Here is a 23,740-nt window from a genome sequence, read left to right on the forward strand (position 1 = left end):
TAGATAAGCACCAGTAAATGTTACTTTATGATCTCTTTAGACATAGAGAAACGCCGCAAAAGACGCGACGTTTCTCTATAAGCATTTCTATATTAATGGAAGCGAGGAGTTATAAATTCATTTTAAAAGCCAAACCTTAAAACAAGCTTAAATTTTCTTGAGAAATTGTAAAAATGCAGAGAGGTAATTTTACTTAACAGCAGACGTCACTTTGGCAATTCGAATAGTTTTTGAACCAAATTTTGTTTCAATCTCTTCAGCTACCAGGGGGTTTACTGCAAAACCACTGTCATCAGGACAAGGCCCAGGGCAAGAGATTGCCAGCGTCCAGATGCTTCCTTCACTTGCATCAATATCTACCGTGATGTTTTGCGGGTCTGTATTTGGGTCATATTCTAAAGAACCAGCAGAAAACGAAGTCGCACCAAAAAGGTAAGTCTCTAAAAAAGTACTCCCATTTAGGGTGATTTTTAAATGAAGTGATCCTACTGAAGCAAAGGCTATACCAAAACAACCAGCTTGGTTTCCCAGAAAATGTTGGAATGTAAATTGCCCACTGCCACCGGACTCAGCAAGTGGTACACAGGGTGTAGGTGCCGGGGCAGGTATTGCTACCTGTTGCTCCTGCAGGATTTTGAGGTTTATATCTAACACCATTTTTTCTTCTATTTGCCGAAATTCACGTTCCTCGAAGGGAACTACACCTTTCGGACGTTGGCGATTGAGGTACTCATTATATTCAACCATGCTCGCATTAATAAGCTCACAATAAGGAAGTTCAGTGAAAAACTCTTCAGATACCTGGTTAAATTCCGAAAGGTCAGAGGACAACAAGTGATCCTTTTCGGCAAAACCAGCTCCTTTAAGCTCTTGCTTACGATGGTAGCCAAACTCATTGCTTGAGTTCTCCTGGGGAAGCACCGGTAATGCTCCGTTAAAGGATACCATAGTAGTGCAGTTGAAAGGTACATCCACCGTGCAGTGTCGTATATCCCCACAAACTCCATTTGAATTTGAACAATCACGCGTGGCGAAATCAATGTTTTTCCTGACAAAGCCTAATGGGCACTGTGGAGCTATTACATTCTGGTTGAGTATCCTATAACAGAGGTCAAAGGTGTCTTTATATCATGAGCCAGGTAAACCACTAAATCATTTTTGCGCTGCTCGGATCAAGTGCAATTCTTCCGAACTTACCACCCGTCCGCGATTGGAACAAAGGACCCAAAGAATGGAAAACTCTGTAGGAGTGAGAGATAGCTTTTTTTCATTCAGCGTACATTCATGGGTATCCATGTCCAATACCTAGCCGGAAAGGCAATCAAGTGTTCTTCCGGGTTTGACTCTAAAGAATTATATTTGGTAAATCTTCGGAGCTGCGCCTTGACACGGGCAATAAGTTCCAATGGACGGAACGGCTTGGTGATATAGTCGTCCGCACCTAATGTCAGCCCGGTAATCTTATCGTTTTCCAATTTTTTCGCCCATAAATACCCTTGTTTCATATCCTTTGCTTGTCTGATCAATTATATCTTTATCAATTTTTACTTTCCCTTTTTCAAAAAACAATATGGTAGTAGAGCCGCCAAATTTAAAATACCCTTTTTCATCACCTTTTTTTACTCTTTTTCCTGGAGCATAGCTTTGTATTATTGAGCCAACACAGGTTGCACCTACTTCTATACATAATACATCGCCAAAGTTATCTGAATGAAAAATACTCCATTCTCTTTTATTTTTACAGAAAAGCTCAGTTACTGCCTTTAGTGCAATGGGATTTACGGAGTAATAAACTCCTTTTATTTTTTTTGTTTCTTCGCATATACCATTATCTATAAAGTGAAACCTATGACAATCTGTTGGACTGAGTCGCAGAATTAAGCAGATACCTTCTGAAAACTGTGTTACTTTACTTGGATCACCGATAAGATTGTGAAGACTATATGTAAAACCTTTAATTTGAACTAATTTACTTAAGTCAATATTCTCATAGGCTACCAGCTTGCCGTCACCAGGAGATATTAGTGAGCCTAATGCGCTATCTATAGGTCTTACCTCACTAGTCAGTTTTCTAGTAAAAAAATCATTAAATGATTCGAATTGATCTAGGCTTTTTTCACATAAAGATATATCTATGCCATAATGCCTAATAAAAGACTTAATCTTTCTTTTACTCATTTTTCTATCACAGTAGAAACCATATAGCTTAGAAAAAAGCTTTTTCTTAATAATTAATTCCAAAAATTTCATCCCAACAGGTGAAGCATAAGTCCACTTAAGATATGTATCTCCAACTACTTGTTCAGTTTCATATTTCTTAGTTCCTCTATTATAAAATTTAATCATAATGTAACCTCTCTCTACAGAAGCGGGATAATTACTAAACAAAATAGGGACAAATCCTTTGAAATTGTCCCCGAACTTAAGTGTATCATTCTAAACTATTTTGCTCAATCTATATTAGCGAAATCAGAAGTTGTATAAAGGTTGTCGGCTACTCCTTGAAATTGTCCACCCTTATAGGTTTTTAACATTTAGTGTTCTGAAGGAATTTAGTACAGCAATGATCGTAACACCTACATCTGCAAATATTGCTGCCCACAGAGTCGTTATTCCTAAAGCACTCAAAATAAGAACGATTACTTTTATACCAATAGCAATCACTATATTTTGCCGGGCAATTCCCAGCGTCTTTTTAGAAATTCTTATTGCTGTAGCAATTCTAGCAGGTTCATCGGTCATTATTACAAGATCTGCAGCCTCAATGGCAGCATCGGAACCCAAACCACCCATTGCGATACCAATGTCTGCACGGGCCAAAACAGGGGCATCGTTAATACCATCACCTACAAAGGCAAGTTTACCCTTTCCCGATTTCTGTAAGAATAATTCTTCTACCTTTTCTACTTTGTCTCCTGGCAACAGCTCGGAATATACTGTATCAATACCCAGTTCCTTGGCAACCTTTGCAGCAACATTTTTAGTGTCACCTGTTAACATCACAGTTTGTTTAATGTTCGCGTTCTTAAGTTCTTTAATGGCCTGAGCTGAGTCTTCCTTTACTTCATCGGCAATAACAATATACCCAGCATATCGTTGATCAATGGCCACGTGCACAACTGTACCGATAAACTCACCTTCATAGTAAGAAATATTCTTCCTTTTCATGAGCTTACCATTTCCGGCCATGACTTTTTTGCCATCAACTGTTGCAAGAACACCATAACCCGAAATCTCTTCTAAATCTGCAATACGTCTATTGTCAAATTCCTTGCCATAGGCTTGTTTTAAAGAGTTGGAAATGGGGTGGTTTGAGTAGCTTTCTGCGTATGCTGTTAACTCTAATAGTTCCTCCTGAGAAACTCCCTCTGGATTAATTTCCTGTACTTTAAATACACCCTTTGTAAGGGTTCCGGTTTTGTCAAATACAATAATCTCCGTTTCTGCTAATGCTTCTAAGTAATTGCTTCCTTTTACCAATATTCCCTTTTTCGATGCCCCACCTATTCCTCCAAAGAAACTTAAAGGAATCGATATAACCAGGGCGCAAGGACAAGAAACTACCAGAAATGACAATGCTCTATATATCCAATCACTAAAGGTGGCACCATCTAGAACAAGTGGCGGGATAATAGAAAGGAAAATTGCTATTATAACAACCACTGGAGTATAATACCTGGCAAACTTCGTAATAAATTGCTCCGAATGTGATTTTTTACTGCTTGCATTTTCAACTAAATCAAGAATCTTACTTACAGTAGATTCTTCATATTCCTTTGTAACCCTTGCTGTAATAACTCCATTAAGGTTGATGCATCCACTTAAAATATCACTTCCCACTTCTACTTCACGGGGAATAGACTCGCCAGTAAGGGCTGACGTATCAACCATTGAACTTCCCTCAATCACTTTACCGTCAAGTGGGACCTTTTCTCCTGCTTTGATAACAATAAGTTCTCCAATTTGTACTTCATCCGGGTCAACTTTAACCAGTTCATCGCCTCTTTTTACATTGGCGTAATCCGGTCGAATATCCATCAGGCTTGCGATTGATTTTCTTGATTTATCAACTGCATAGCTTTGAAATAGCTCTCCTACTTGATAAAATAGCATAACTGCAACACCTTCTGGATACTCCGCAATTAGCATTGCACCAATTGTGGCTACAGTCATTAAAAAATTTTCGTCAAAGGCCTTACCTTTAATAATGTTTTTAAAGGCTTTTATAACAACATCCCAACCTACAATGATGTAACTGATCCCATACAAAGCAACCTTAAACCATTCGGTATTTGGATTCATTATTGCTGCTGCAATAAAAAATACTGCACCAAGAATGATTCGCCAAAGGCGTTTTCTCATAACTACACTTCCTTATCGCTCATATTATCCTGTATCAGACTTGAGATCTTGTATGTATTTAAATGAATGAATGATTGAGCACGTATTCATATTTTGTATTAAAAAAATAGGATGTTTAGAAGTTAAGCCTTTTTCAGGATGGTATCTGGTTCAAGATCTTTAATGATTTTTTCCGCCGCCTGTACAATGGCAGACATCTTTTCATCTTCACCCTCAATAACAAGTTTGCGAGTCATAAAATTAACAGTAGCTTCTTTAACACCCTCCAATTGACTAATAGACTTCTCCATTTTTGCCGCACAATTTGCACAATCCAAACCTTCCAGTAAAAATTTCTTTTTCATAATATTTCTAAAGCCTCCTAGTTTTTTGCGTCATTTGAATATTTACTTATATGTTCATATTTGAGCCCAAAAAAAGACATGACCCATTAGCATGATAAGATGGCATATAGCGGAGTAACTCGTTAGTTAGTTAACCAAAATAGTCAGACCCAACAAGGCACTGGTCGTTACTCGCCCTCATTGATATGGACTAAACCTTGATTAAAAATATGTTTTACGTGCTCATCATCCAAAGAATAATATACCACTTTACCTTCCCTTCTGTTTTTTACCAAACTAGCTTGCTTTAAAACTCTAAGTTGATGTGAAATTGCCGATTGTGTCATATTCAACAAGACAGCGATGTCACAAACACACATTTCAGCTTCATCTAAGGCCCATAGTATCTTGATTCGTGTTGAATCTCCAAATACCTTAAAGAGTTCCGCCAAGTCATAGAGGGTTTCCTCTGGAGGCATTTTATCTTTCACTTGGTTTACGACTTCCTCATGTATTACATCGCAAGAGCATCTTTCAATTGGGTTCTGTTGTTTTGCCACATTCAGACCTCCCCTACAACAACTTGTGTACACGTTTGAGCGGTTACTCATATGTTTTGATTCTATTATATTCCTATTTTGATATGTGTCAATAGTTACATGAACAAGTATTCAAGTATTTACGCATTTAAATAAATTTAGAACTTTATTTAAAAATCTTAACTAGTATACTGTTTTTATATTAAACAACCATAATCAAAAGAAGCTGAAATGTAAGATACCGAACAAAATATTATTACTGTACGGAAAGGATGTTTGGATATGGATAGACGAATTCAAAAAACGAGGGAATTAATCTTTAGTGCTTTCAGTTCACTTTTGGCACATAAGAGATATTCTAAAATTACGGTGCAGGATATCATAGATGAAGCCAATATTGGTCGAAGTACCTTTTATTCCCACTTTGAAACCAAAGACGATTTATTGAAGGCATTATGCAGTGATATATTTGACCACATCTTCTCCGAAGACCTAATTTCTGAGAGCACTCATGATTTTACCTATGCCAATAATGACCTGGAAGCTAAAATAACGCACATTTTATATCACTTAAAAGATTGCAAACGGGATATTAAAAGAAGTACCATGCTAAACCGGAAACCGTTGCCAAAGTGATCACTATTGGCACAAAGTAACCAGAAATAACATCTGCCATTTTGGCAATTGGTGCTTTAGAACCTTGTGCATCTTCAACTAATTTTATGATTTGAGCAAGGGCGGTATCTTTACCAACTTTAGTAGCTTTATATCTTATAGTACCGTTTTTATTGATACTTGCCCCAATAATCTTATCCCCCACATTTTTTCTACTGGGATACTTTCACCATATAGTAGCGGAACTGTAAATATGGCAGCTATAATAAACTATTTCCATAACAGTTTCATTTCTTGTTCCTTTTTATCTTTATCTGTGTCCACTCCAAGTTCCGTCTCATCTGCTTGCTGAGGTTTGTTATCAAGCAAGTCTGCCGTTTTCAATTTTGAACAAATCGAAAGGATGCTGTCATAATACTGCCTAAAATTATTTTAATCAAATTTTCTATCATACAGCATTGCCGCAATCAGTACTACAAATATTGAACCCGCATTATGACTTCCTGATTCGCATTATTGAAAATGTACACCATAAGTGTTCTAATATTTAAGGTTTAACTATTAGAATCCCCCGCGCACATCATAAAAAAGGTAAATGTTGGAAAAACGGGGGGGAGAAATATGCCTACAATCAGCCAAAGAACTACCGTCATAATAGTTATTGTCAGCGATATGACAGGGATTATTGACAATAATTTGAATTATTACATTCATTAGCAAACCCATTACTCCTAGCATATTCTACCATTAAGTAGACTTTGAAGAGGGGTGTTCTTATGTCTAACAATAAGGGCGGCAGGAGTTGTATTTCTGTTACTTCCCGGGTTTTGCCCTTCGTACCTAATTCTTCGATGTGCGTAACCATTGATCCAAGCCAGTTTGTACGAAATGCAGGGGGCGCACCTTCTATCCAAGAAAACCCTTTAGCCAATAGACCTCCTGCAGGGATTGCCGGGCGGTTGTTTGTGGATACTGATTCTGGCAATATTTACCTAGATACTGGAGCAACCTGGGTACAGATTGCAACCAATGCCACTCATGCGGACTTTGCTGAAGCAGCCAACAATGCTGCACATGCTGACTCCGCTGAATCAGCCAATAATGCCACTCATGCGGACTTCGCTGAAGCAGCCAATAATGCTGCACATGCTAATAATGCAAATCTGCTAGATGGGTTGGGCTCAAGCCAATTTCTTCGTTCGGATGCGGATGACACCCTTAGTGGAAATTTGACTATAAACGGTAACGTTACACTGAGTGGAGTGCTATATGATGGCAATAATTTAAGTTTCTTTGTTCAACCCAGTGGTACATCTAAATTTAATATTATCTGGGCCTCTGGAAACAGGATGCAAGTTGTTTTTGCCCCCGGAGAAACGACCCAGACCGTAAACCATTCTTTGGGAACCTCAAACTATGCAGTGACCTTTGGCTCTAACAGTCCCAATCATATTATTGCTTGGCAGAATAAACATGCCAATAATGTGGATATCCTTCTAGAACCGGCTGCCGTAGTGCCTGTCATTGTCGATGTGATATTGCTGCCCTAATTGAATAGAAAACGAAACTTATGACGATAGGGTTATCACAATAAGACATAACCCTTTCACGTGGATTCGTATAGAAAAAAAGTCCGGCACAAAGTATGCCGGATTTTGTTTTTTGTTAGGGATTTTCTACTGCAAAGTTATTCCGCTCCATTATTGTAATGTTCATGGTTAATAGACCTTTGATGAGCAAGCCCACCTCTATAAAGGTGGGTTATCGCCAGTATTAGCTACTGTTTCCCAAAAACACACTTCAACACCATTTACTAAGCCCTTTCGAAATGCTTTAGCCGGGAGGGCTTTAAAGTTAATTTCCTATGCTACATCACATCAAAGGTTTATAGGAACCAAATTTAATCACAAAAATATAATATAATACAATTTTCAAACCTATGTTCATAACTTGGAGGAAAAAGAAATGCACGATATTAAAGAGAAGCCCTTAGCAGTCCCTTTAAAAGATTCTACAAGTACGAGTACTGTTAAAAATAATGAAATATTAGAAATTGCAGATTCCTGTTCCTTGTTTGATCCGGGACCTGATTTTGGCACAAAGCTAAACTTAGGTGATGATGACAGTGCTTTAGTGGACTTTACACTAGGTTTTACTTTTCCTTTTCACGGTGTTTCTCATACAAATCTATATGTGAACTCAAACGGCAATCTAACTTTCGGGGGTACCGAAGGTACTGATCCATTCTCCAACTCTTTTATTACGTTTATCAACACATATCCTAGAATTGCACCATATTGGTTTGACATAGACCCAAGTTTAGCTGGTACTAACGGTGGTGTATTTATAAAACAGTTACCTTATATTTTTATTGTTACATGGAACAATCTACCTGTTTGGAATACCGAAGAATCTAACCCTCCAATCAATACGTTCCAGGTTGTCCTCACTAACACTGGCTGCATTGGTTTTTCCTATGGGGATTTAGATAACAATAACGTTCCTCTTCCTGGTTATAGTTATTTCCCACTGGTAGGGGTAGCTAAGGGATATGGAGGGCCATCAAGTATTTTTCAGTACAGTCCCCCGCAAAACAATAATCCACAGCAAACAATCACAGCTCCTCATGGTAATCTGAATTGCACAAAGTTGCTGTGGCGATTTGATGGAACAAACTATTACCTATACCAATATACTGAATCACCATTGATTATCTGTCCTGCTGACATAACAGTTCTTAATTCGGCAGGGCAGAACGGAGCTATAGTTAACTATCCAGATCCTTCTGTATCCGACACCTGCGGTATTGTTAACTGCATCTGCAGTCCACCATCTGGAACATTCTTCCCCATAGGAACTACAATTGTCACCTGTACTGTTACAAATCTTTCTGGAAACACTGCCTCTTGTTCTTTTAATGTGAAGGTTGTTAGACAAGTTGTGAAAACTCAACCATTGATAACTAATTTTATTAAGCCTTTTTAGAGAAGTAGTGCACAAGATATCGCTACTATTCACCAGGGTCTCTAATAGAATTGTTTATTAGCAATTAACATGGTAATAACTCTATGAAATACATAAAGCAAAGCTTCTTCAACCCCAAGGAGTCATCGTCTGTTATGGAACATCGGAAGGTTAAAAAATCAAATTCTTTTGTCTTGACATTGTTCCACTCGAAGCGCGAGCCGACGATATCACCAATGATTGCTCCTAACATAAATCCACCTCATTAACTTGTCATGCAGTCTGCGCTTCGTGCAGCAGGCTCATCTTCAATTCATAGTAATACGGGCTCATATTTAGATAGTGCTTATGCGGGTTTTCAAACCGCTGCTCTTCTTCCCAAATTTCGGTTTCCAATTGTTGCTCTACATAACTGCGGATTTCATCTAGGCTACGCGCCTGATATACCCGTTTCCCAGCTTTCACCACAAGCTGCTGCAATTCTTTCACGGTGCAGTTGGTGAAGTAGCGGTTTTTCCAGGGTTTTTCTGGATCGACATATCGGTAGGGCTTGTCCATGTCCACGCTTTCGTCCGCCCTCGTAATCAGGTCGGCTACCGCATTTCCTTCCTCACTGTAAACGCGATAAACCTTTTTAAGCCCCGGATTTGTTATTTTCTCAAAGGTTTCCGACATCTTGATCCTCGGTGCATATATACCATCTTCTTCCACAGCGGCAAGCTTATATACCGCACCGAATACCGGGGCGCTTTTCGCAGTAATCAGACGTTCTCCCACGCCAAAGCCGTCGATGTTGCCGCCTTGGTTGAGGATTGAAGTAATCGTATATTCGTCTAGACTGTTCGATACAAAAATCTTACAGTCATGAAGCCCAGCTTCATCTAACATGCAACGTACCTTTTTTGAGAGATATGCAAGGTCTCCGGAATCCAGACGTATGCCTTTCAGTCGTTTCCTCATTGGCTCCAGAACTTCCTTTGCTACCCGGATGGCATTGGGGATGCCAGAGTGAATGACATCATAGGTGTCTACTAGCAGCACGGTTGCATCTGGATAACTTTCTGCGTAATGCCGAAAGGCCTCATACTCATCTTTGTAGAACATGACCCAACTGTGTGCCATCGTTCCGCTGACAGGTATTCCAAATTGTTTTCCTGCCATGACGTTCGAGGTGCTACTGGCTCCACCAATATAAGCAGCCCTTGCACCGTAAACAGCCGCGTCCATATTATGAGCGCGCCTTGCTCCGAAATCTGATACGGCCCGTCCGTCCGCAGCACTTACGATGCGACTGGTTTTTGTGGCAATCAAGGACTGATGGTTGATTTGATTCAAAATTGCCGTTTCTACTAACTGTGCGTCAATGAGTGGAGCTATTACGGTAATGATCGGCTCATTGGGGTACATGATGGTTCCCTCCTGGAAGGCGTAAATATCGCCTTTGAACCGAAAATTATTTAAGAAATCTAAGAAGTCTTCTCTGAAAAGATACATCGAGCGTAAATAATCTATGTCATCTGCGTCAAAACGTAGATTTTCTACATACTCGATGATCTGTTCTAAACCTGCAAAGATAGCAAAACCTCCTTTATCCGGATTTTTGCGGTAGAATACGTCAAATGCGACCCACTTCATTTCATTTTGTCCCGCAAAATATCCGTTAGCCATCGTCATTTCATATAAATCCATCATCATGCTGATATTTCGCTTATCAAACTGAGTCATCGTCTTTTCCTCCGATCACTTCAATCTGACAGGCCTTCATTGCATCCAGTGCGTTTTGATGGCTTTCCAAAGTCACACCTGCACAGCAGGATGCATCAACCATAATGGGAACCTCTGGCATTTTTGCTTTCAAAATCAGTGCATTTGAAATCACACAGATATCGGTACAAATCCCAATCAGCTCGATAGACTGCATTTCCCCCATCCCTGCAATCAATTCAGCAAGCTCTATTGAACCGAAAGAGGGCTTTTCAATCACCGGACATCCGCTCACATACACCCTTTGCGAAATTTCCCAGCCAGGCGTCCCTTTTATGCAATGCTCAACAGGCAGCGTCTTTCCTTCTTGTGTCTGGAGGTAAGCCTCGGTATGGGTATCTTGTGTATAAATGACCGTGTCACCAGCCTCCAGATAACTGTCAATCTTTGCTTTCGCAGAATCAACGATCTTTATAGCTTCCTCCGTACCAAGAGCTCCATTAATAAAATCATTCTGCATATCAATAACTACCAGAACCTTCATTCTTTAATTCCTCCCTGCTGTTAACATTTTATTATCTTTAGCCTCACATTCGTATTTGCACCAATTGCTGCAACACTTTACGATACTTCTCTTCCTTGTGATAATTCTCCATCGTCCAATGAATTCATTCCTTGCATATGCGAAGCCAAATCACTCAGTACTTGTGCAATATCTGCATTCATCGTGATTGCTTTATTTTTTAACATCTCAGGAGTTGGAGCCTCGCCTTTATTAATACGAACCAAGAAGGCATCTGGCCGGCTATACGTCATCTGGGAAAATGGATATTTAATTATGTTTGGTGTCATGGACCCTACACCCAGTTCAATAAACAGAACCTTCTTATCAGAGTTCTCAATTAAAAATTTTCCATATCTTTCCATTCCTTCTTCCCAGAATTCGCCCTCCAGAAAAACAAAGGAACGGATCCAAGGCTCCATTTCACCGCTGCACTTTGGACATCTTGGAATAAGTTCGGTGGGAATTCTGGTATCTTTAATATTGGCGGCCATATTTCTAAGCATCTCTTCTGCGGGATAAACTTGATCATGGCAAGGAATTCCACATTGGAACCAGTGCGCATCACCCTGAGGCAGACAGATTTTTTCTTCTGGAAAGAGCTTGGAAAACTGCATGTCCTGGTTCGTGCTAATAATAAAATAATTCTTGTCTTTGATCAGCTTGTACAGATCCAGATAAGTCTGTCCGGGTGGGGTATCGAACATAAGGGTACCGTGTTTGGCTAAATAAGCCCAACGTTCTTCGCTGGTGCGATATTTATAATAAAGGGCTTGGAAATTACCGCGAATCCCGTAATTCCTTTCAAATTCACTGAAATTATCAATCCAATACTTGCTATGCCCATAAAAGTCATGACCATTGGCAGTAGACATGCCCGATGCGCCGCCAACCACAATCGCCTCAGCTTCTTGGATTTTTTGCACTATTGTTGCTATGTTGTCTTGATATTGCTTTGATACCATAATTTATTTGTCCTCCTAACGATGTTTATTATTATTGAAAACATTTACTTATATAGCACCCCACATTAGAATCAGAGGTGAAAGATGTTTGATTTAAGCGTATTATATAGTCGGTATAGTTTTATCAACAAGTATGCACTTTTTTGACACATACTGTCTCTAGGGATAGTGTTACTATAATGCTGTGTTATTAATAATGACGGCTTTAAAATGAGTAAAACAGACAGAAATATTATTTTCTGTCTGTTTTACACTTAAAAAATATATATTTCATAGCTTAATCCATCGCTGCTTTTCTGCAAAAGGTATTTTGCAAAATCAACAAGTGTATGTGCTTCTTCCGTCCGAAGCATATTTACATCCAGAGCATCCGGGGCTAAGCGGAAACGATCCAATGCGTCAGCATCCTTAAAAATCTGATACAGTAATGTGCACCGCTCACCGACAGTAAACGCTTTTGCAATCTCTGCCAAACCAATGGTGTCATCCAGGTCATGGTAATACATAATATAATAAGTCTGTTTATCAAAGGGCATGCCATGCTCACGGCAATAATCTTGGTAATATCCTGCCGCCCGCTTGCCGTGCCCCTTATCCAGCCAATCATCCAGGCGGCGAGAGTCATGGAAAATAGCCGCCATGCTAAGCCCTTCCATCTCCTCATCACTCAGCCCAATTTGATGCGCTATAACCAATGCCAGCAGCAACACCCGGGCGCAATGGTCTTTGGTGTGCTTGACACTGTCTCGCAGCCAAAACCCGATATTTTGCTCCATAAGTATACACCATCGTTTATAATGCTTTGCAACTGGCTGACAGATAGGATCATTCAAAACCTGTTCTAAAAACATTTTTATCTCCTTTAGTCTCACATTTGTAGAATTCTCTTATTTCATCTGCACCAATTGTTGCAACGCTTCTGCAATATCACCGTCCATACCAATAGATTTAGCAGCTATTGCCTCTGGAATATAAAGCTCGCCGCCTTTATTAAAAGTAATGTAGGTAGCATGCTCCTCAACATTCGTTAACCTCATAAATGGTGCTTTTATCAGCTGGTTTCTGGCACCTACGCCCAATTCCAGAAAAACTATTTTTTTACCATGAGCTTTCTGGATAAATTCCTGATAAGCATGATAGCTGTCTTGCCAAGACTGTTCTTTTAGAAAATTCCCATCGACTTCGATATGGACTTGCATTGGTCCTCCGCACTCAGGACACTTAGGAATAAGATTCGGAGGAACTTTTCCATTCTCTTGGTTTTGGGCCATTTTGCTTAAAACATCGTCGCCTGGATAAATCCTATTATGACAACCATGCGAACATTGTAGATTCCGACAATTGCCTTCGATTTCGAAGAGGCGTTCCTTTGGAAATCCTGCCAGTGTAAAATGAGCATCTATATTAGAGGTAACCACAAAATAGTTCTTATCTTTCACCAGTTCATAAAGGTTCTTCATCACTGGACTGGTTAACTTGTTGATTAAAAAATATTCGTACATACGGCTGAAGAAAGCCCACTTTTCTTCCTGGGAAGGATATGGATAAAAGCATCCTTGTATGATACTGCGGAAACCATGCTTATTACGAAAATCGCCAAAATTCTCCTGGAAAGCTGTATCATCCGCAAAGATATGAATACCTTCCGATATGGAGAGGCCGTTACTTGCGCCGATAACAATGCTGTCGGCCTCTTGGATTTTTGTTAAAACCTTACGATATTTTTCTGCCATGTAATGATTCTCCATTCTGATAAATTATATCTAGTCACCAAATGAATTTATTTCTTGCATATGGAGCACACCCCACATTAGAATCAGAGGTGAAAGATGTTTGATTTAAATGTATTATATAGTCGGTATGGAATCACGAACAAGTATGCACTTTTTTGACGTATACTATCTAATTGGATAGTATATCTCGTTGACAGCATCATAGCATACAACGAAATAACCGCCCCTTTACGGAGCGGCTTCCCTTTAAAAGTAAATGCTTGGTAACTTCAAATCGGTTATGGTCTGTCTGTAAGTTACTGAACATTTTAAAGTATTTGTACGGTATGAGTTACATGGACAGAAGGCAGCAAAAAACAAGGGATGCTAAAAACCCATGACTTTTCGGGTGGAAACAACGGTCTCGAAGCGAAGCTTACACATATCCTCCATCATTTGAATGACACCTAGGAGGATAGTGCAACTATGAAAGAATACAAAGGAACTGTTGCTGACAACCCACTAACAGGGCCTTACTTTTAAGAATAATCTGGTTATTACTATATACCATGTCGAACCTAAGAAACACCTACAGCTTTATTTTCTTTTTTCTAATCCTCTCTAATATTTGAGGGTTTTTTATGTGACCTAGGAACTTGTTTAAAGCATGCTTATTTAGTTTGATTCCATATCTTCTAGAAAGTAATTTTCGTGCATTTTTATATATAACCAAGAATGTAAAGTATGATACGATAGCAGCTAAGGAAGCATTAATTACACTGCCTAGTAGATAAGCAGGACCAGCTTGAGCGAAAAAATTAACTATTTTCTCCCAGAAGGTCAAATCGTATACAAAATCCTGAGGTGGCTTCTCAGAGGTTTTAATAAATACTGCCCCAGTTTTGTAGTTTAGCAAGTAAAGAAAAGGTGATACATATGTCAATAAAAGGGCTGGAGCAGAGGTAGCTATTATATTTAGCTTCAGAAGTTTTGCGAGCAAAATACCTAACGGTATATTTATGCCTGGTAAAGGAAGTAGTGCCAATCCAAAACCTAGGGACATACTTTTTGCTAGTTTATCTGGATTGTCTTTAATATTTAAAATCTTGAAGAACCTACTCTTCAGTTCTTTTAAAATCATATATCTCTCCCTCATTTATTTTTAATACATATCTCCATAACTACCCTATTGAATTCCTGTAATCGAAAAGGGTGGAGTATATTTTCACCACTATTGGCTTCAGTTGGGCGATTTAAATTTGTTTGTCAGTTCCTTCAAGTAAGATACACTGTACAAGTCGTCTATCCTCTCTAATTTTCTTCCCCTATCCTAATAAAGTGTCATCCCATGAACAAACCCTCACTTCTTTTAGTATAAAGCTTCACTATGAAACTGTACAGTTAAACGTTGCGCTATTAAATACATCTACAGTCGAATTATTGCTATGGTTTAACTAAACCCCTCTCAGGAACATTCATAGTAAGATTTTCTATATTTGAAAAATACTAATCTTATAGCTCTAGAAAGGGTGGAATTTAATACAGCTTTTAAGACAAAAGGTGTCTTTACTCTGACAGGATGGTTCATTGAGGAATCCAAATGGCTCCAGAAAAGGGGTAATCTGTTCGATATATTGAGTTTCAATTTACCATTTTGGAAATAGATAAAAATACAATCAGGCGCATTGAGCTGAAATATTTACAAGAACCCTAATAAAAAAAACTCCGGGCCAAGCCCGAAGTTTTTATGATGCCACAAGTTTTTCTTCGCAAAGGTTTTTGTCCAATATATTTAAACGAACTCGTTGAATGCCCTCCTGGAACCATCATAATGTTCCTTTTTACTTTTTCAATACTTGCTCTGTCATCTAGCCGGAAAAGATCCTTTATATGAACAAGCCCAATCACATGGTCGCTGTCCCCGTTTATCAGGGGGAAACGGGTGTGTTCAGTCTTACGCGCAATTTCCAAATTTTCCTCCAGGAGTTTTCTCTTATCCAAGAAAACAACCTCCAGACGAGGTACCAACCTCCCTGGCTACTCTTTTCTCAAATTCAAATATATTTTGGAGTAACCGCGTTAAATACCACTATTCCAGGGTAAAAAGCATAATAGAAAAGCCTCATAGGCCCACCTAACAACACTGTGATCCTCTCTGCTCTCTGTATCGCTAATGATTTAGGAACTAACTCACCAAAGACAACATGCATGAAAGTTGCCCATAGATTTTAACTCTTAGTTTTCTACCTTTAATTTAATAATAATTAACAAAGATAGGCTAATTCGCCTAATCGCTCCAGTGCTGTTTCTACTTCAAAACTCCATTTAACTGCAAAGTTAAGTCGGAAGTATTTTCTGTAGTGCTGACGAGAAGAAAATAAAACTCCCGGAGCTATTGAGATTTTATCTGAAATAGCAGCAATAGATAGCTTTACAGCATCACTTTCCTCAGGTAACTCTACCCACAAAAAATGACCCCCTTGTGGACTACAAGCCCTGGTTCCTTCTGGAAAGCATTGGGCAATTTTATTTTGAAACAACATAACATTTTCTTTGTACTTTTTTCTCAAAGATCGCAGATGCCTCTTCAATCCTCCAGTTTTTAGGTATGAAGCCAATGCAAGCTGTGTCACCGGCGAGTTACCAAGCACTGACATAGCAAAACATCTATGTATATCATTTGTATGACGACCACCAGCCAACCAAGCAATCCTATAGCCGGGGGCAAGAATTTTGCTAAAGCTCCCCACATAAAGTACATTGTCAGGGGCCAGTGACTTAAGAGGACGGGGCCTATAGTTATTGAAAGTCAATTCTCCAAAGGTATCATCTTCTATGATTGGCAAGTTATATTTCAGACAAAGTTTAATTAGACCCTCTTTATTTTCATTGGGCATCACAGCTCCGGTAGGATTGGAATGACAAGATGAAAGCAATACGCAGGCTGGGTGCACCCCCCCCTCTAATATACTCTTAAGTGCATACACCGCTAGTCCACTTTGCGGGTCAGAGGGTATTTCCACTGCTTTCAAGTTAAAAAACTGTAGCAAGGCATAGAAGCCATAGTACCCGGGGGATTCAACGGCAACGGTATCGCCGGGTTTTGTTACTGCCCTCAAGGCTAGCATTAATGCCTGAGTTGCACCATTTGTTACAACAACCTCATCTTCCCTAGTAATACATCCAGCCTCAATCATCCATCTTGAAATCATCTCCTTTAAGGAAGGATGACCCCACCCCATAGCATAAGAGTTAATAACCTTTGGATTGGTACGGACTACTCTGGCCAAATGGATACTTAGTTCTTCGTTTGGAAAATAGTCTGCTATGGGTGCCCCATTTCCAAGCGGAATAACATCCTTTCGAGCAGATTGTTTGACAAGCTGCTCTACTACCTCAGGAATCTTCACCGTTTCTGTCCGAAGTACAATATCTGATCGGCTTACTTCAGGTAGTCGAGAGTTTAGCTCGGGGGTACGAATTACTTTAGGCAGAAGAAAGTAGCCACTCTGGGGTCGGCTTTCGATTAAGCCCATATTTTCCAAACGACGATATCCTTCAAGAACAGTCATGACACTAACACCTGTTTGCTTGGCCATTGAGCGGATAGACGGTAATCGCTCACCTTCTATAATAGTTCCTGTGTGAACCAGTTCCTGAATTCTATTCATAATCTGATTGTACTTTTTGATGGCAGTACAACCCCCTTCACCATTTCCTAAAACATATAACAGCGAGATTAGCTTTGCAACTGTTATATATAAATTCCCTATAAACTGTGTCTACCTTTACTGGGTAGATAGGTTTATCATCATAACAAGATATTTACCTCATATAGAAAGGTGGTACTTATGGCAAATATTAGAGAGATGAACATCGGTGATCGCGTTCCGGTAATTGACATTTTGAACCATTATATAGAACATGGGTATGCAGCTTACCCCGAGAAAAAATTAACCTATGCAATATTTGAGGAGTTATTTCTAAAAAATGAATTTTATCCAAGGATTGTTGTTGAACTTCAGGAGGGTAATGTTGTTGGTTTTGCTATGCTTCGTCCCTATAGCCCTATACCCACCTTTAAGAAAACTGCTGAAATTTCTTACTTTATTAAGCCAGACTTATTAGGCCAGGGATTAGGAACTAGCATGCTCAAATTCCTACTGGAGAAGGCTAAAGGGAAGGGAATTATAAATATATTGGCAAACATATCATCTTTTAATAAGGGTAGTATAGAATTCCATCGAACGCATGGTTTTGAGGAATGTGGTATGTTTAAAGAAATAGGGTTTAAAAATGGTGTTAACTTTGATGTGGTGTGGATGCAACTGAAATTACCAGGAGGAAACTATGAAAATAATTAATTGCTACCAGGATGACAAACGTGCAGAAGCCTATGCAAAATTGGGATTCACAGGCACTTATTATTTGGCATATCGGGATTTACCGTCCATACTGGGCAAATATATAGTAGGAAAAAACGCTTTAGATTTTGGTTGCGGCACTGGGCGATCTACACGCTTTCTAAAAAGATTAGGCTATACTGCTGCTGGGGCCGATATAGCCGAGGATATGATAAAAATGGCAAGGGAAATTGATCCTCAGGGTGATTATCGGTTGGTTGAAGATGGTAATCTTAGAATTTTTCAATCTAGAAACTACGATCTCATTATGTCTGCCTTTACCTTTGATAATATCCCATTAATGGAGAAAAAAGTGCAACTTTTTAGAGAAATGGGTCGTCTTCTAAAAAGCGAGGGAAGAATAATCAATCTGGTATCTTCACCTGAAATTTATACAAATGAATGGGTTTCCTTTTCCACCAAAGACTTCCCTGAAAATAAGTACGCTAAAAGCGGAGACAAGGTTAAAATCATTATTACTGATATAGAAGACAATAGACCAGTTGAGGATTTTATCTGGACAGAGGAGGATTATCAGGAGGTTTACAAAAGAGCAGATTTAGAGGTGGTACATATTTATAAACCACTGGCTAATGAGAGTGACCCGTGTAAATGGCTTACTGAAACAACAATTGCACCCTGGACAATTTATATATTAAAAACAATAAATAATAATGTTTCTCACCAACAAAAAGGATGGTGATTCGATATGCTATGGGTAACTTCATTATATTTAATTAAGTATTTATGATAGCAAGGGGATAGACAAATGAAACCTCGAAGTGAGACCTGATTCTGTAGAAGTTTTTTATAAAACTGGTTCTTCATTATGATACTTGAGCAAAAATAGTAACAGTAAGGTAGGCTTTCCAAAAGCAAATACCATTGCTACATAGTTATATAAAGCAAAGAAACGTGTTTCGAAAATATCAGGGAATGGCGTAAAGGCAATAGTAATTATGCTTAGAAGAACTGGTGTCAGGTAGCATATAAAAATCCAGGTAAACCACCTAAAGAGGTTATCATTATGAAGTTTGTACATATTAATTGATGTTCTAAAGCCATAGAAGTAGATAATTCCAACTGTAATCTGTGGTAGAAGGTATATGAATTCATTAAAGGTATTACTTTGCACTAGGGCAACTATACTAGAACCAAACCAAACTAATATTAGAACTGCCAACCAGCTAGGTTTGATAAAACAAAGAAACTGTGTCTTAGTACGATAGTTATAAAGGGCATAGACCAACAGTAGGGCAACAATTAGACTACAACCCAGGGTTATTGAGAGGTTTATTTGCTGAATAACACTAAATACTTCCGAGCCTAAAGCCTTGCGAAGGAAAGTCATGAAATAATTATATAGTAAATTTTCAACTTTTAAGAAAAACGAAATAACCATACTGACAAATATCCATTTAAATAAGGGGGAACCCATTCTTCTATAGTGTCGCCATGCTAAAACTACTATAAGGACATGTAATACAAAATTTATGTGGCTAGCGAACGTGTATGCACTTATATTAATATTTTTCAGGATACCAGACTGTGAGATGATGACAGATAGGCCAAATAGGATACCCAACACAACAGGTATCATTTGTTTATAGTTAATCAACTATCACACTTCCTAAATAATAATTTCTTATCATCAATTACTTCTCTACTCTTCAATCTATTCCTTTCCATTATCTCAATTTTATTAAGGCTTGAGGGATAATTGCCCACTTCTATTCCCCACTCAGAAAGATACCAGCCGAAGCAACAGCCAACCGATAATCTGAACAATTGGTACGCATTAGCTGATTAATGTTCAACAAACAAAAAAGAGATAAGTTATAATGAATATAGATTCTATGTAACGGGGAGAAAAGTTATGTATATAGTGCTATATGTGTTTTCACTTGTATTAATGGGATATACATTTTTTGTCAGGATGTTAATTACATCGGATATACCCCCCTCTTTTACAAATGGAGAGGTACTTCATGTTATTGTTAGTTCTATATTAATGTTGGTGTTATTTATTTGGAGTATAAATAAAGCTACTAATATAACAAAAAATATTATTATCCTAATTCCCAATATTACAGTTTTTATGTTTTATTCTTATGGCTTTTTTAACTGTCTAAGAAATTATATTTATTATAATGACCAAATGTTATTAATGGATTTAATTTTCCTATTTGAGATTTTATTAGTGGTGACTTATTGTCTGTATAATTTGAGAAAAAAGAAAACCAAAACCATATTTTAAAAAAAGAAGCGATAATAAAAATTTATTGATATACATTCTAGTAATACTATTCACCAATGAACTATAGGCCATAATACTTATCGGTCAAATCAATAGCGAAATACATAAAGCAAAGCTTCTACGGCCCTTAAGTGGCGAAAAGCTTTGCTTTTACTTTGTAAAATGTTAGGATCAAAGGTTTTAATAAGGTGGCTCTAATAAACGGAACATTGCGATTTCACCACGCTAAAATATTCAAAATTGTTCTTTGGTATGTAAAGATTATTATGGAAATAACAAAGAAATTTTTAAGGCAAAGGAGTATAAGAACGTCAGGGTTTTAACAATACAACTATGGAGCAGATAGCAGAAAAAGCTGATATTGCCAGGAAAACCTTATATAACCATTTCCCAGTGAAAGAAGCTATTGTGGATCAATATGTAAGAGAACTCTCAATGGGCTTTGCTAAGGAGACCTATAAAGTTTTACAGAGCTTGCCCGATACCAGGTCGCGCTTATTGGTTGCCCTGGATAAGGCTTATGAGTGGGTTGAAATTAATCCAGAGATTACAGGAATATGTCTAGGCTACCGTTTAAAAAACATGTATCAGGGTTGTGGTTATAGTAGCCAAACAGGGACGCAAAGCACCATGGCTGAGATTATCAGGTTGGGCCAGGAAGCAGGCGAAATTAGACGAGATGTATCAGCTAAATTACTAATGACGCAAATCGAGGTTCTCCGTGGTGCCGTTATCTTAGATTGGTTACAGGACCCAGCAAGGTTCGATATTCGTAAGGAGATGGCTAAAGTAGTAGATTTGTTTCTCTACGGGTCAATTAACAGGGAAGAGACTACAAAATAAAGATTTTAAAAGGTACAACGCCCACCTAATAATGAAAGAGTGGTGTAAATATGAAATCCGAGGAAAAAGTCTTTTTAACATGGCAAGAGGCTTTTCAGTCAGGTGCTCAGGTTGCGGGTGGCAAGGGTTGGAATTTGGGCCGCTTGGCAAAGTATGGGTTTAATATTCCTGTAGGAGGTGTATTCACTACTCAGGTTTACGTAGAGTTTATCAAGTATAATAAGTTGCAGGATATGATTGAAAGCATTTCAGGAGAATTAACCCTTGAAAATATAGAAAAACCAATTATACTGGGCAGATTGCTTCAACTTAGACAAAAAATTCAAGATGGCTCTCTACCACCGGATATCCTAAAAGCTTTCTTACTTAATAATGAGTGTATGCTAGGAAAACCCTTAGCGGTAAGATCATCTGCATCGGCTGAAGACTCAATTAAAGCATCCTTTGCAGGTATACATCAATCCTTTCTGAATGTTTGTGGTTTGGACAATATTCTTAATGCTATCAAAGGTTGTGCCTCTCTATGGTCCACTGAGGCGGTTATTTACCGCAAAAAACTAAATATAAGTGATAATGACGTATTGCCTGCGGTAGTTGTGATGGAAATGGTAAAGGCCACTGCTGCCGGAGTTGGTTTTACCTGTGATCCCTAAACAGGTCGTCAGGACGTTTTAGTTGTCAATGCCAATTTTGGTATACAGAACCAATTATCCAAACCTCTGGTAACTGCCTGAAGGGGGTGCCCGTTGCTGCCGGTAAGGCCTCCGGGGTAGCAAGACTAATCTTCCACCCCAATGAAGGAAGCAAACTTCAGCCTGGGGATATTTTGATAGCACCTTCCGCCGACCCGGGATGGACTCCTTTATTTTTAAAAGCTGGTGCAGTGGTTATGGAAACGGGAGGCTTTTTGTCACACGGAGCTATTGTGGCCAGAGAATACGGAATTCCCGCAGTAGTAAATATACCAGGTGTCATGAGTATTATAAAGAATGGTGTTAAAGTGGTTGTAGATGGAGATGAAGGTAAAGTATATCTCGATCAATCGAGATATACAGTTTATCCCAGAAGGGGTCAGTCCCTACATACGTTACCAACTTAACGAACTAAAGACTAGCAAGCTGCCCCATCTAAAGTTGTTACGCAGCGAAAAGGATTGCATGGAAGAGTCCTAATAGAATATTTTATGGAAAAAATATCCTGTCCTATGCCATTGATGGCTCTCCGTGAGATCCTGTTCTTTCAGAGGCATTATTTTTTAGGCTAAAGTATAACTTTCCTTTAGTATCCAGCATAGCCACTAGAACATCCCTTGGTGATTGTATATAATTTTTCTCTAGTTCACCCATAAGCCATTCCTCACTAAGGTTTATCAATTTAAGATTTTCATTTATGATATTTCCATCTTCAATTAATATGCTGGGGTAACCCTCGTATTGGGTATTGATGTTCAGATCCGCAGGAGTGGCAGGACGGTACTGTGATTTTGCAAGTACGCTGATCTTGCCTGAAGGTTCTAAAACAGCAAATTCCACTTGGTGAAGATAGAAAAAGTTCTTCTGTCTTAATTGGGACATTAAATCATCAAGATTATACCTTGTTTTCCTCATGGCCTTCTCTAATAACTTTCCATTCTGTATTAGAATGATCGGCTCATCCTCAAATACCCTTCTTAATTTGGACATTTTTAATGAAACAAAACTTAACATTATTTGGAGAATAGCTAATGCCCCTATTGTGGTGATAACCCCTCGGAGGCCACCTGTGCTGTTATTAAGACCACCCGCGGCAACACTGCCGATAGTTATACTTACAATAAAATCGAACAGAGTTAACTGCCCAATTTCACGTTGGCCCATTAGTTTGGTTAAAATCAGCAAGTACGAATATACAAAAAAGGCTCTCAACAACCATTGGATAGTTGTAAGGTCTTGTTGACCTTCCCAAAAGGGCATAGCAGTCTTCCTCCCCACCTTTATTCTTTTACTTATTCTCTACCAACTAGATTAATATATTCCTCAAATCTTTTAACAGACAACTTGATAAATAACCATAAAATAGCAAATTAGAGAAGGTTAATATGCCCTTCTCTAATGTATTCTAAAGACGTAAGTCCCTTAATAATAGCTCACAAAAAAAGTTTGCAAGGAAACAAAATCGGCTGGGTCGGTTTACTTCCAACTCAGCCGAATACACTTATAATTTGAACTCATCCTTTTTAGCTGCCTGGACAATACTTTTATCTAGCTTCATTCCCTGGGGATCACCCAGTTTTTGCTGAATGAAATCCGCTCCCTCTGTTACCCCGGGAATAAAGGTCTCATTCTTTTGACTGCCTTTCTTTTTATCTGTGGCACCTGGTTTACGTGGCATATACAGGCCTCCTCATCAGCTAATATTTTATCATTTATTAGCTTATCCGGTGAGGCCAAAATTATTTACCTAACACTAGCTCGCCATATAGATATAGGTGGGCTGGGGAATAACGATATCC

23 protein-coding genes and 5 pseudogenes are annotated in these 23,740 nt (G+C 38.6%); 8 read left to right on the forward strand and 20 right to left on the reverse strand.

The genetic code is table 11. The annotated features are described in order from the left end of the window. Positions 1-189 precede the first annotated feature (189 nt). From ACYQ03_RS13010 to ACYQ03_RS13040, 7 genes and pseudogenes are all read right to left on the reverse strand, one after another. The gene (locus ACYQ03_RS13010) at positions 190-1,098 is read right to left on the reverse strand and encodes a CsxC family protein (protein WP_459910814.1); all 909 of its coding nucleotides are present in this window, start codon (positions 1,096-1,098) and stop codon (positions 190-192) included. Further along, positions 1,095-1,172, reverse strand: a pseudogene (locus tag ACYQ03_RS13015) (hypothetical protein); the annotation flags it as partial. The gene ACYQ03_RS13010 and the pseudogene ACYQ03_RS13015, both read right to left, overlap by 4 nt. Positions 1,173-1,179: 7 nt before the next feature. After that, a pseudogene (locus tag ACYQ03_RS13020) lies at positions 1,180-1,475 on the reverse strand (response regulator transcription factor); the annotation flags it as partial. After that, a complete protein-coding gene (locus ACYQ03_RS13025) occupies positions 1,462-2,346 on the reverse strand; it encodes a phosphatidylserine decarboxylase (protein WP_459910356.1) in 885 nt (294 codons plus the stop codon). The pseudogene ACYQ03_RS13020 and the gene ACYQ03_RS13025, both read right to left, overlap by 14 nt. Positions 2,347-2,517: 171 nt before the next feature. Continuing rightward, positions 2,518-4,362: a heavy metal translocating P-type ATPase gene (locus ACYQ03_RS13030; RefSeq protein ID WP_459910357.1), complete on the reverse strand. Its 1,845-nt coding sequence runs from the start codon at positions 4,360-4,362 to the stop codon at positions 2,518-2,520. Positions 4,363-4,484: 122 nt separating this feature from the next. Next, positions 4,485-4,706, reverse strand: coding sequence for a cation transporter (locus ACYQ03_RS13035; protein ID WP_459910358.1), 222 nt, complete (start codon positions 4,704-4,706; stop codon positions 4,485-4,487). A gap of 167 nt (positions 4,707-4,873) precedes the next feature. Next, positions 4,874-5,245, reverse strand: coding sequence for an ArsR/SmtB family transcription factor (locus tag ACYQ03_RS13040; protein WP_459910359.1), 372 nt, complete (start codon positions 5,243-5,245; stop codon positions 4,874-4,876). A 261-nt stretch (positions 5,246-5,506) separates the two neighbouring features. On the opposite strand from ACYQ03_RS13040, the gene ACYQ03_RS13045 reads away from it, so the two are divergent. After that, a complete protein-coding gene (locus ACYQ03_RS13045; protein ID WP_459910360.1) occupies positions 5,507-5,860 on the forward strand; it encodes a TetR/AcrR family transcriptional regulator in 354 nt (117 codons plus the stop codon). Here the strand turns inward: ACYQ03_RS13045 and ACYQ03_RS13050 are convergent. Then, positions 5,823-6,079, reverse strand: a pseudogene (locus ACYQ03_RS13050) (P-type ATPase actuator domain-containing protein); the annotation flags it as partial. The gene ACYQ03_RS13045 and the pseudogene ACYQ03_RS13050 overlap by 38 nt on opposite strands. A gap of 536 nt (positions 6,080-6,615) precedes the next feature. Here ACYQ03_RS13050 and ACYQ03_RS13055 point away from each other — a divergent pair. Both ACYQ03_RS13055 and ACYQ03_RS13060 read left to right on the forward strand, forming a co-directional pair. Next, the gene (locus ACYQ03_RS13055; RefSeq protein WP_459910361.1) at positions 6,616-7,389 is read left to right on the forward strand and encodes a hypothetical protein; all 774 of its coding nucleotides are present in this window, start codon (positions 6,616-6,618) and stop codon (positions 7,387-7,389) included. A gap of 415 nt (positions 7,390-7,804) precedes the next feature. Then, positions 7,805-8,824 (forward strand): HYR domain-containing protein, encoded by a 1,020-nt coding sequence (locus tag ACYQ03_RS13060; RefSeq protein ID WP_459910362.1) that lies wholly within the window; start codon positions 7,805-7,807, stop codon positions 8,822-8,824. Between the two features lie 252 nt (positions 8,825-9,076). Here ACYQ03_RS13060 and ACYQ03_RS13065 read toward each other — a convergent pair whose 3' ends face one another. The 9 genes from ACYQ03_RS13065 to ACYQ03_RS13105 form a co-directional block, all read right to left on the reverse strand. After that, positions 9,077-10,528 (reverse strand): nicotinate phosphoribosyltransferase, encoded by a 1,452-nt coding sequence (locus ACYQ03_RS13065; RefSeq protein WP_459910363.1) that lies wholly within the window; start codon positions 10,526-10,528, stop codon positions 9,077-9,079. Continuing rightward, positions 10,515-11,051 carry a cysteine hydrolase family protein gene (locus ACYQ03_RS13070; RefSeq protein ID WP_459910364.1) on the reverse strand — a complete coding sequence of 179 codons (537 nt, stop codon included), beginning with the start codon at positions 11,049-11,051 and terminating at the stop codon, positions 10,515-10,517. The genes ACYQ03_RS13065 and ACYQ03_RS13070 overlap by 14 nt, the downstream gene beginning before the upstream one ends. Positions 11,052-11,128: 77 nt before the next feature. Beyond that, positions 11,129-12,034: an SIR2 family NAD-dependent protein deacylase gene (locus ACYQ03_RS13075; RefSeq protein WP_459910365.1), complete on the reverse strand. Its 906-nt coding sequence runs from the start codon at positions 12,032-12,034 to the stop codon at positions 11,129-11,131. 254 nt (positions 12,035-12,288) lie between these two features. Next, on the reverse strand, positions 12,289-12,885 hold the full coding sequence (locus ACYQ03_RS13080) for an HD domain-containing protein (RefSeq protein ID WP_459910366.1): 597 nt from the start codon (positions 12,883-12,885) through the stop codon (positions 12,289-12,291). 36 nt (positions 12,886-12,921) lie between these two features. Next, entirely contained in the window at positions 12,922-13,767 is an 846-nt protein-coding gene (locus tag ACYQ03_RS13085; protein WP_459910367.1) for a Sir2 family NAD-dependent protein deacetylase, read from the reverse strand. Positions 13,768-14,335: 568 nt separating this feature from the next. Further along, positions 14,336-14,887 (reverse strand): DUF2062 domain-containing protein, encoded by a 552-nt coding sequence (locus ACYQ03_RS13090; RefSeq protein WP_459910368.1) that lies wholly within the window; start codon positions 14,885-14,887, stop codon positions 14,336-14,338. A 569-nt stretch (positions 14,888-15,456) separates the two neighbouring features. After that, on the reverse strand, positions 15,457-15,747 hold the full coding sequence (locus ACYQ03_RS13095; protein ID WP_459910369.1) for a hypothetical protein: 291 nt from the start codon (positions 15,745-15,747) through the stop codon (positions 15,457-15,459). 53 nt (positions 15,748-15,800) lie between these two features. Further along, positions 15,801-15,956, reverse strand: a complete 156-nt coding sequence (locus ACYQ03_RS13100) for a CNNM domain-containing protein (protein ID WP_459910370.1) — start codon at positions 15,954-15,956, stop codon at positions 15,801-15,803. Between the two features lie 54 nt (positions 15,957-16,010). Further along, positions 16,011-17,519 carry an aminotransferase-like domain-containing protein gene (locus tag ACYQ03_RS13105; RefSeq protein ID WP_459910815.1) on the reverse strand — a complete coding sequence of 503 codons (1,509 nt, stop codon included), beginning with the start codon at positions 17,517-17,519 and terminating at the stop codon, positions 16,011-16,013. A gap of 78 nt (positions 17,520-17,597) precedes the next feature. Between ACYQ03_RS13105 and ACYQ03_RS13110 the strand changes: the two genes are divergently transcribed. Together ACYQ03_RS13110 and ACYQ03_RS13115 are read left to right on the forward strand one after the other, a co-directional pair. Further along, complete coding sequence (locus ACYQ03_RS13110; RefSeq protein WP_459910371.1) at positions 17,598-18,110, forward strand: GNAT family N-acetyltransferase; 513 nt, start codon at positions 17,598-17,600, stop codon at positions 18,108-18,110. Next, positions 18,097-18,852: a class I SAM-dependent DNA methyltransferase gene (locus ACYQ03_RS13115; protein WP_459910372.1), complete on the forward strand. Its 756-nt coding sequence runs from the start codon at positions 18,097-18,099 to the stop codon at positions 18,850-18,852. The genes ACYQ03_RS13110 and ACYQ03_RS13115 overlap by 14 nt, the downstream gene beginning before the upstream one ends. Positions 18,853-18,957: 105 nt before the next feature. On the opposite strand, the gene ACYQ03_RS13120 is transcribed toward ACYQ03_RS13115, so the two are convergent. Beyond that, positions 18,958-19,551, reverse strand: coding sequence for a hypothetical protein (locus tag ACYQ03_RS13120; protein ID WP_459910373.1), 594 nt, complete (start codon positions 19,549-19,551; stop codon positions 18,958-18,960). Between the two features lie 1,176 nt (positions 19,552-20,727). Here ACYQ03_RS13120 and ACYQ03_RS13125 point away from each other — a divergent pair. The 3 genes and pseudogenes from ACYQ03_RS13125 to ACYQ03_RS13135 form a co-directional block, all read left to right on the forward strand. Next, positions 20,728-21,249 (forward strand): annotated as a pseudogene (locus ACYQ03_RS13125) (TetR/AcrR family transcriptional regulator); the annotation flags it as partial. Between the two features lie 50 nt (positions 21,250-21,299). Continuing rightward, positions 21,300-21,902: a PEP/pyruvate-binding domain-containing protein gene (locus tag ACYQ03_RS13130; RefSeq protein WP_459910374.1), complete on the forward strand. Its 603-nt coding sequence runs from the start codon at positions 21,300-21,302 to the stop codon at positions 21,900-21,902. Between the two features lie 59 nt (positions 21,903-21,961). Further along, positions 21,962-22,348 (forward strand): annotated as a pseudogene (locus ACYQ03_RS13135) (PEP-utilizing enzyme); the annotation flags it as partial. Between the two features lie 103 nt (positions 22,349-22,451). Here the strand turns inward: ACYQ03_RS13135 and ACYQ03_RS13140 are convergent. Beyond that, positions 22,452-23,201: a YetF domain-containing protein gene (locus tag ACYQ03_RS13140; protein WP_459910375.1), complete on the reverse strand. Its 750-nt coding sequence runs from the start codon at positions 23,199-23,201 to the stop codon at positions 22,452-22,454. Between the two features lie 241 nt (positions 23,202-23,442). Next, positions 23,443-23,619 carry a hypothetical protein gene (locus ACYQ03_RS13145; protein WP_459910376.1) on the reverse strand — a complete coding sequence of 59 codons (177 nt, stop codon included), beginning with the start codon at positions 23,617-23,619 and terminating at the stop codon, positions 23,443-23,445. Between the last annotated feature and the right edge of the window lie 121 nt (positions 23,620-23,740).

The sequence above is a fragment of the Desulfotomaculum defluvii genome (assembly GCF_054657375.1).

Bases quoted from the DNA above. Each gene is read 5' to 3' on its own strand.
- ACYQ03_RS13090 (WP_459910368.1), bottom strand. From the start codon at position 14,887: ATGATTTTAAAAGAACTGAAGAGTAGGTTCTTCAAGATTTTAAATATT.
- ACYQ03_RS13035 (WP_459910358.1), bottom strand. From the start codon at position 4,706: ATGAAAAAGAAATTTTTACTGGAAGGTTTGGATTGTGCAAATTGTGCG.
- ACYQ03_RS13075 (WP_459910365.1), bottom strand. From the start codon at position 12,034: ATGGTATCAAAGCAATATCAAGACAACATAGCAACAATAGTGCAAAAA.
- ACYQ03_RS13025 (WP_459910356.1), bottom strand. From the start codon at position 2,346: ATGATTAAATTTTATAATAGAGGAACTAAGAAATATGAAACTGAACAA.
- ACYQ03_RS13055 (WP_459910361.1), top strand. From the start codon at position 6,616: ATGTCTAACAATAAGGGCGGCAGGAGTTGTATTTCTGTTACTTCCCGG.
- ACYQ03_RS13140 (WP_459910375.1), bottom strand. From the start codon at position 23,201: ATGCCCTTTTGGGAAGGTCAACAAGACCTTACAACTATCCAATGGTTG.
- ACYQ03_RS13145 (WP_459910376.1), bottom strand. From the start codon at position 23,619: ATGCCACGTAAACCAGGTGCCACAGATAAAAAGAAAGGCAGTCAAAAG.
- ACYQ03_RS13120 (WP_459910373.1), bottom strand. From the start codon at position 19,551: ATGGTTATTTCGTTTTTCTTAAAAGTTGAAAATTTACTATATAATTAT.
- ACYQ03_RS13030 (WP_459910357.1), bottom strand. From the start codon at position 4,362: ATGAGAAAACGCCTTTGGCGAATCATTCTTGGTGCAGTATTTTTTATT.
- ACYQ03_RS13110 (WP_459910371.1), top strand. From the start codon at position 17,598: ATGGCAAATATTAGAGAGATGAACATCGGTGATCGCGTTCCGGTAATT.
- ACYQ03_RS13070 (WP_459910364.1), bottom strand. From the start codon at position 11,051: ATGAAGGTTCTGGTAGTTATTGATATGCAGAATGATTTTATTAATGGA.
- ACYQ03_RS13045 (WP_459910360.1), top strand. From the start codon at position 5,507: ATGGATAGACGAATTCAAAAAACGAGGGAATTAATCTTTAGTGCTTTC.
- ACYQ03_RS13085 (WP_459910367.1), bottom strand. From the start codon at position 13,767: ATGGCAGAAAAATATCGTAAGGTTTTAACAAAAATCCAAGAGGCCGAC.
- ACYQ03_RS13080 (WP_459910366.1), bottom strand. From the start codon at position 12,885: ATGTTTTTAGAACAGGTTTTGAATGATCCTATCTGTCAGCCAGTTGCA.
- ACYQ03_RS13115 (WP_459910372.1), top strand. From the start codon at position 18,097: ATGAAAATAATTAATTGCTACCAGGATGACAAACGTGCAGAAGCCTAT.
- ACYQ03_RS13100 (WP_459910370.1), bottom strand. From the start codon at position 15,956: ATGCATGTTGTCTTTGGTGAGTTAGTTCCTAAATCATTAGCGATACAG.
- ACYQ03_RS13130 (WP_459910374.1), top strand. From the start codon at position 21,300: ATGAAATCCGAGGAAAAAGTCTTTTTAACATGGCAAGAGGCTTTTCAG.
- ACYQ03_RS13065 (WP_459910363.1), bottom strand. From the start codon at position 10,528: ATGACTCAGTTTGATAAGCGAAATATCAGCATGATGATGGATTTATAT.
- ACYQ03_RS13060 (WP_459910362.1), top strand. From the start codon at position 7,805: ATGCACGATATTAAAGAGAAGCCCTTAGCAGTCCCTTTAAAAGATTCT.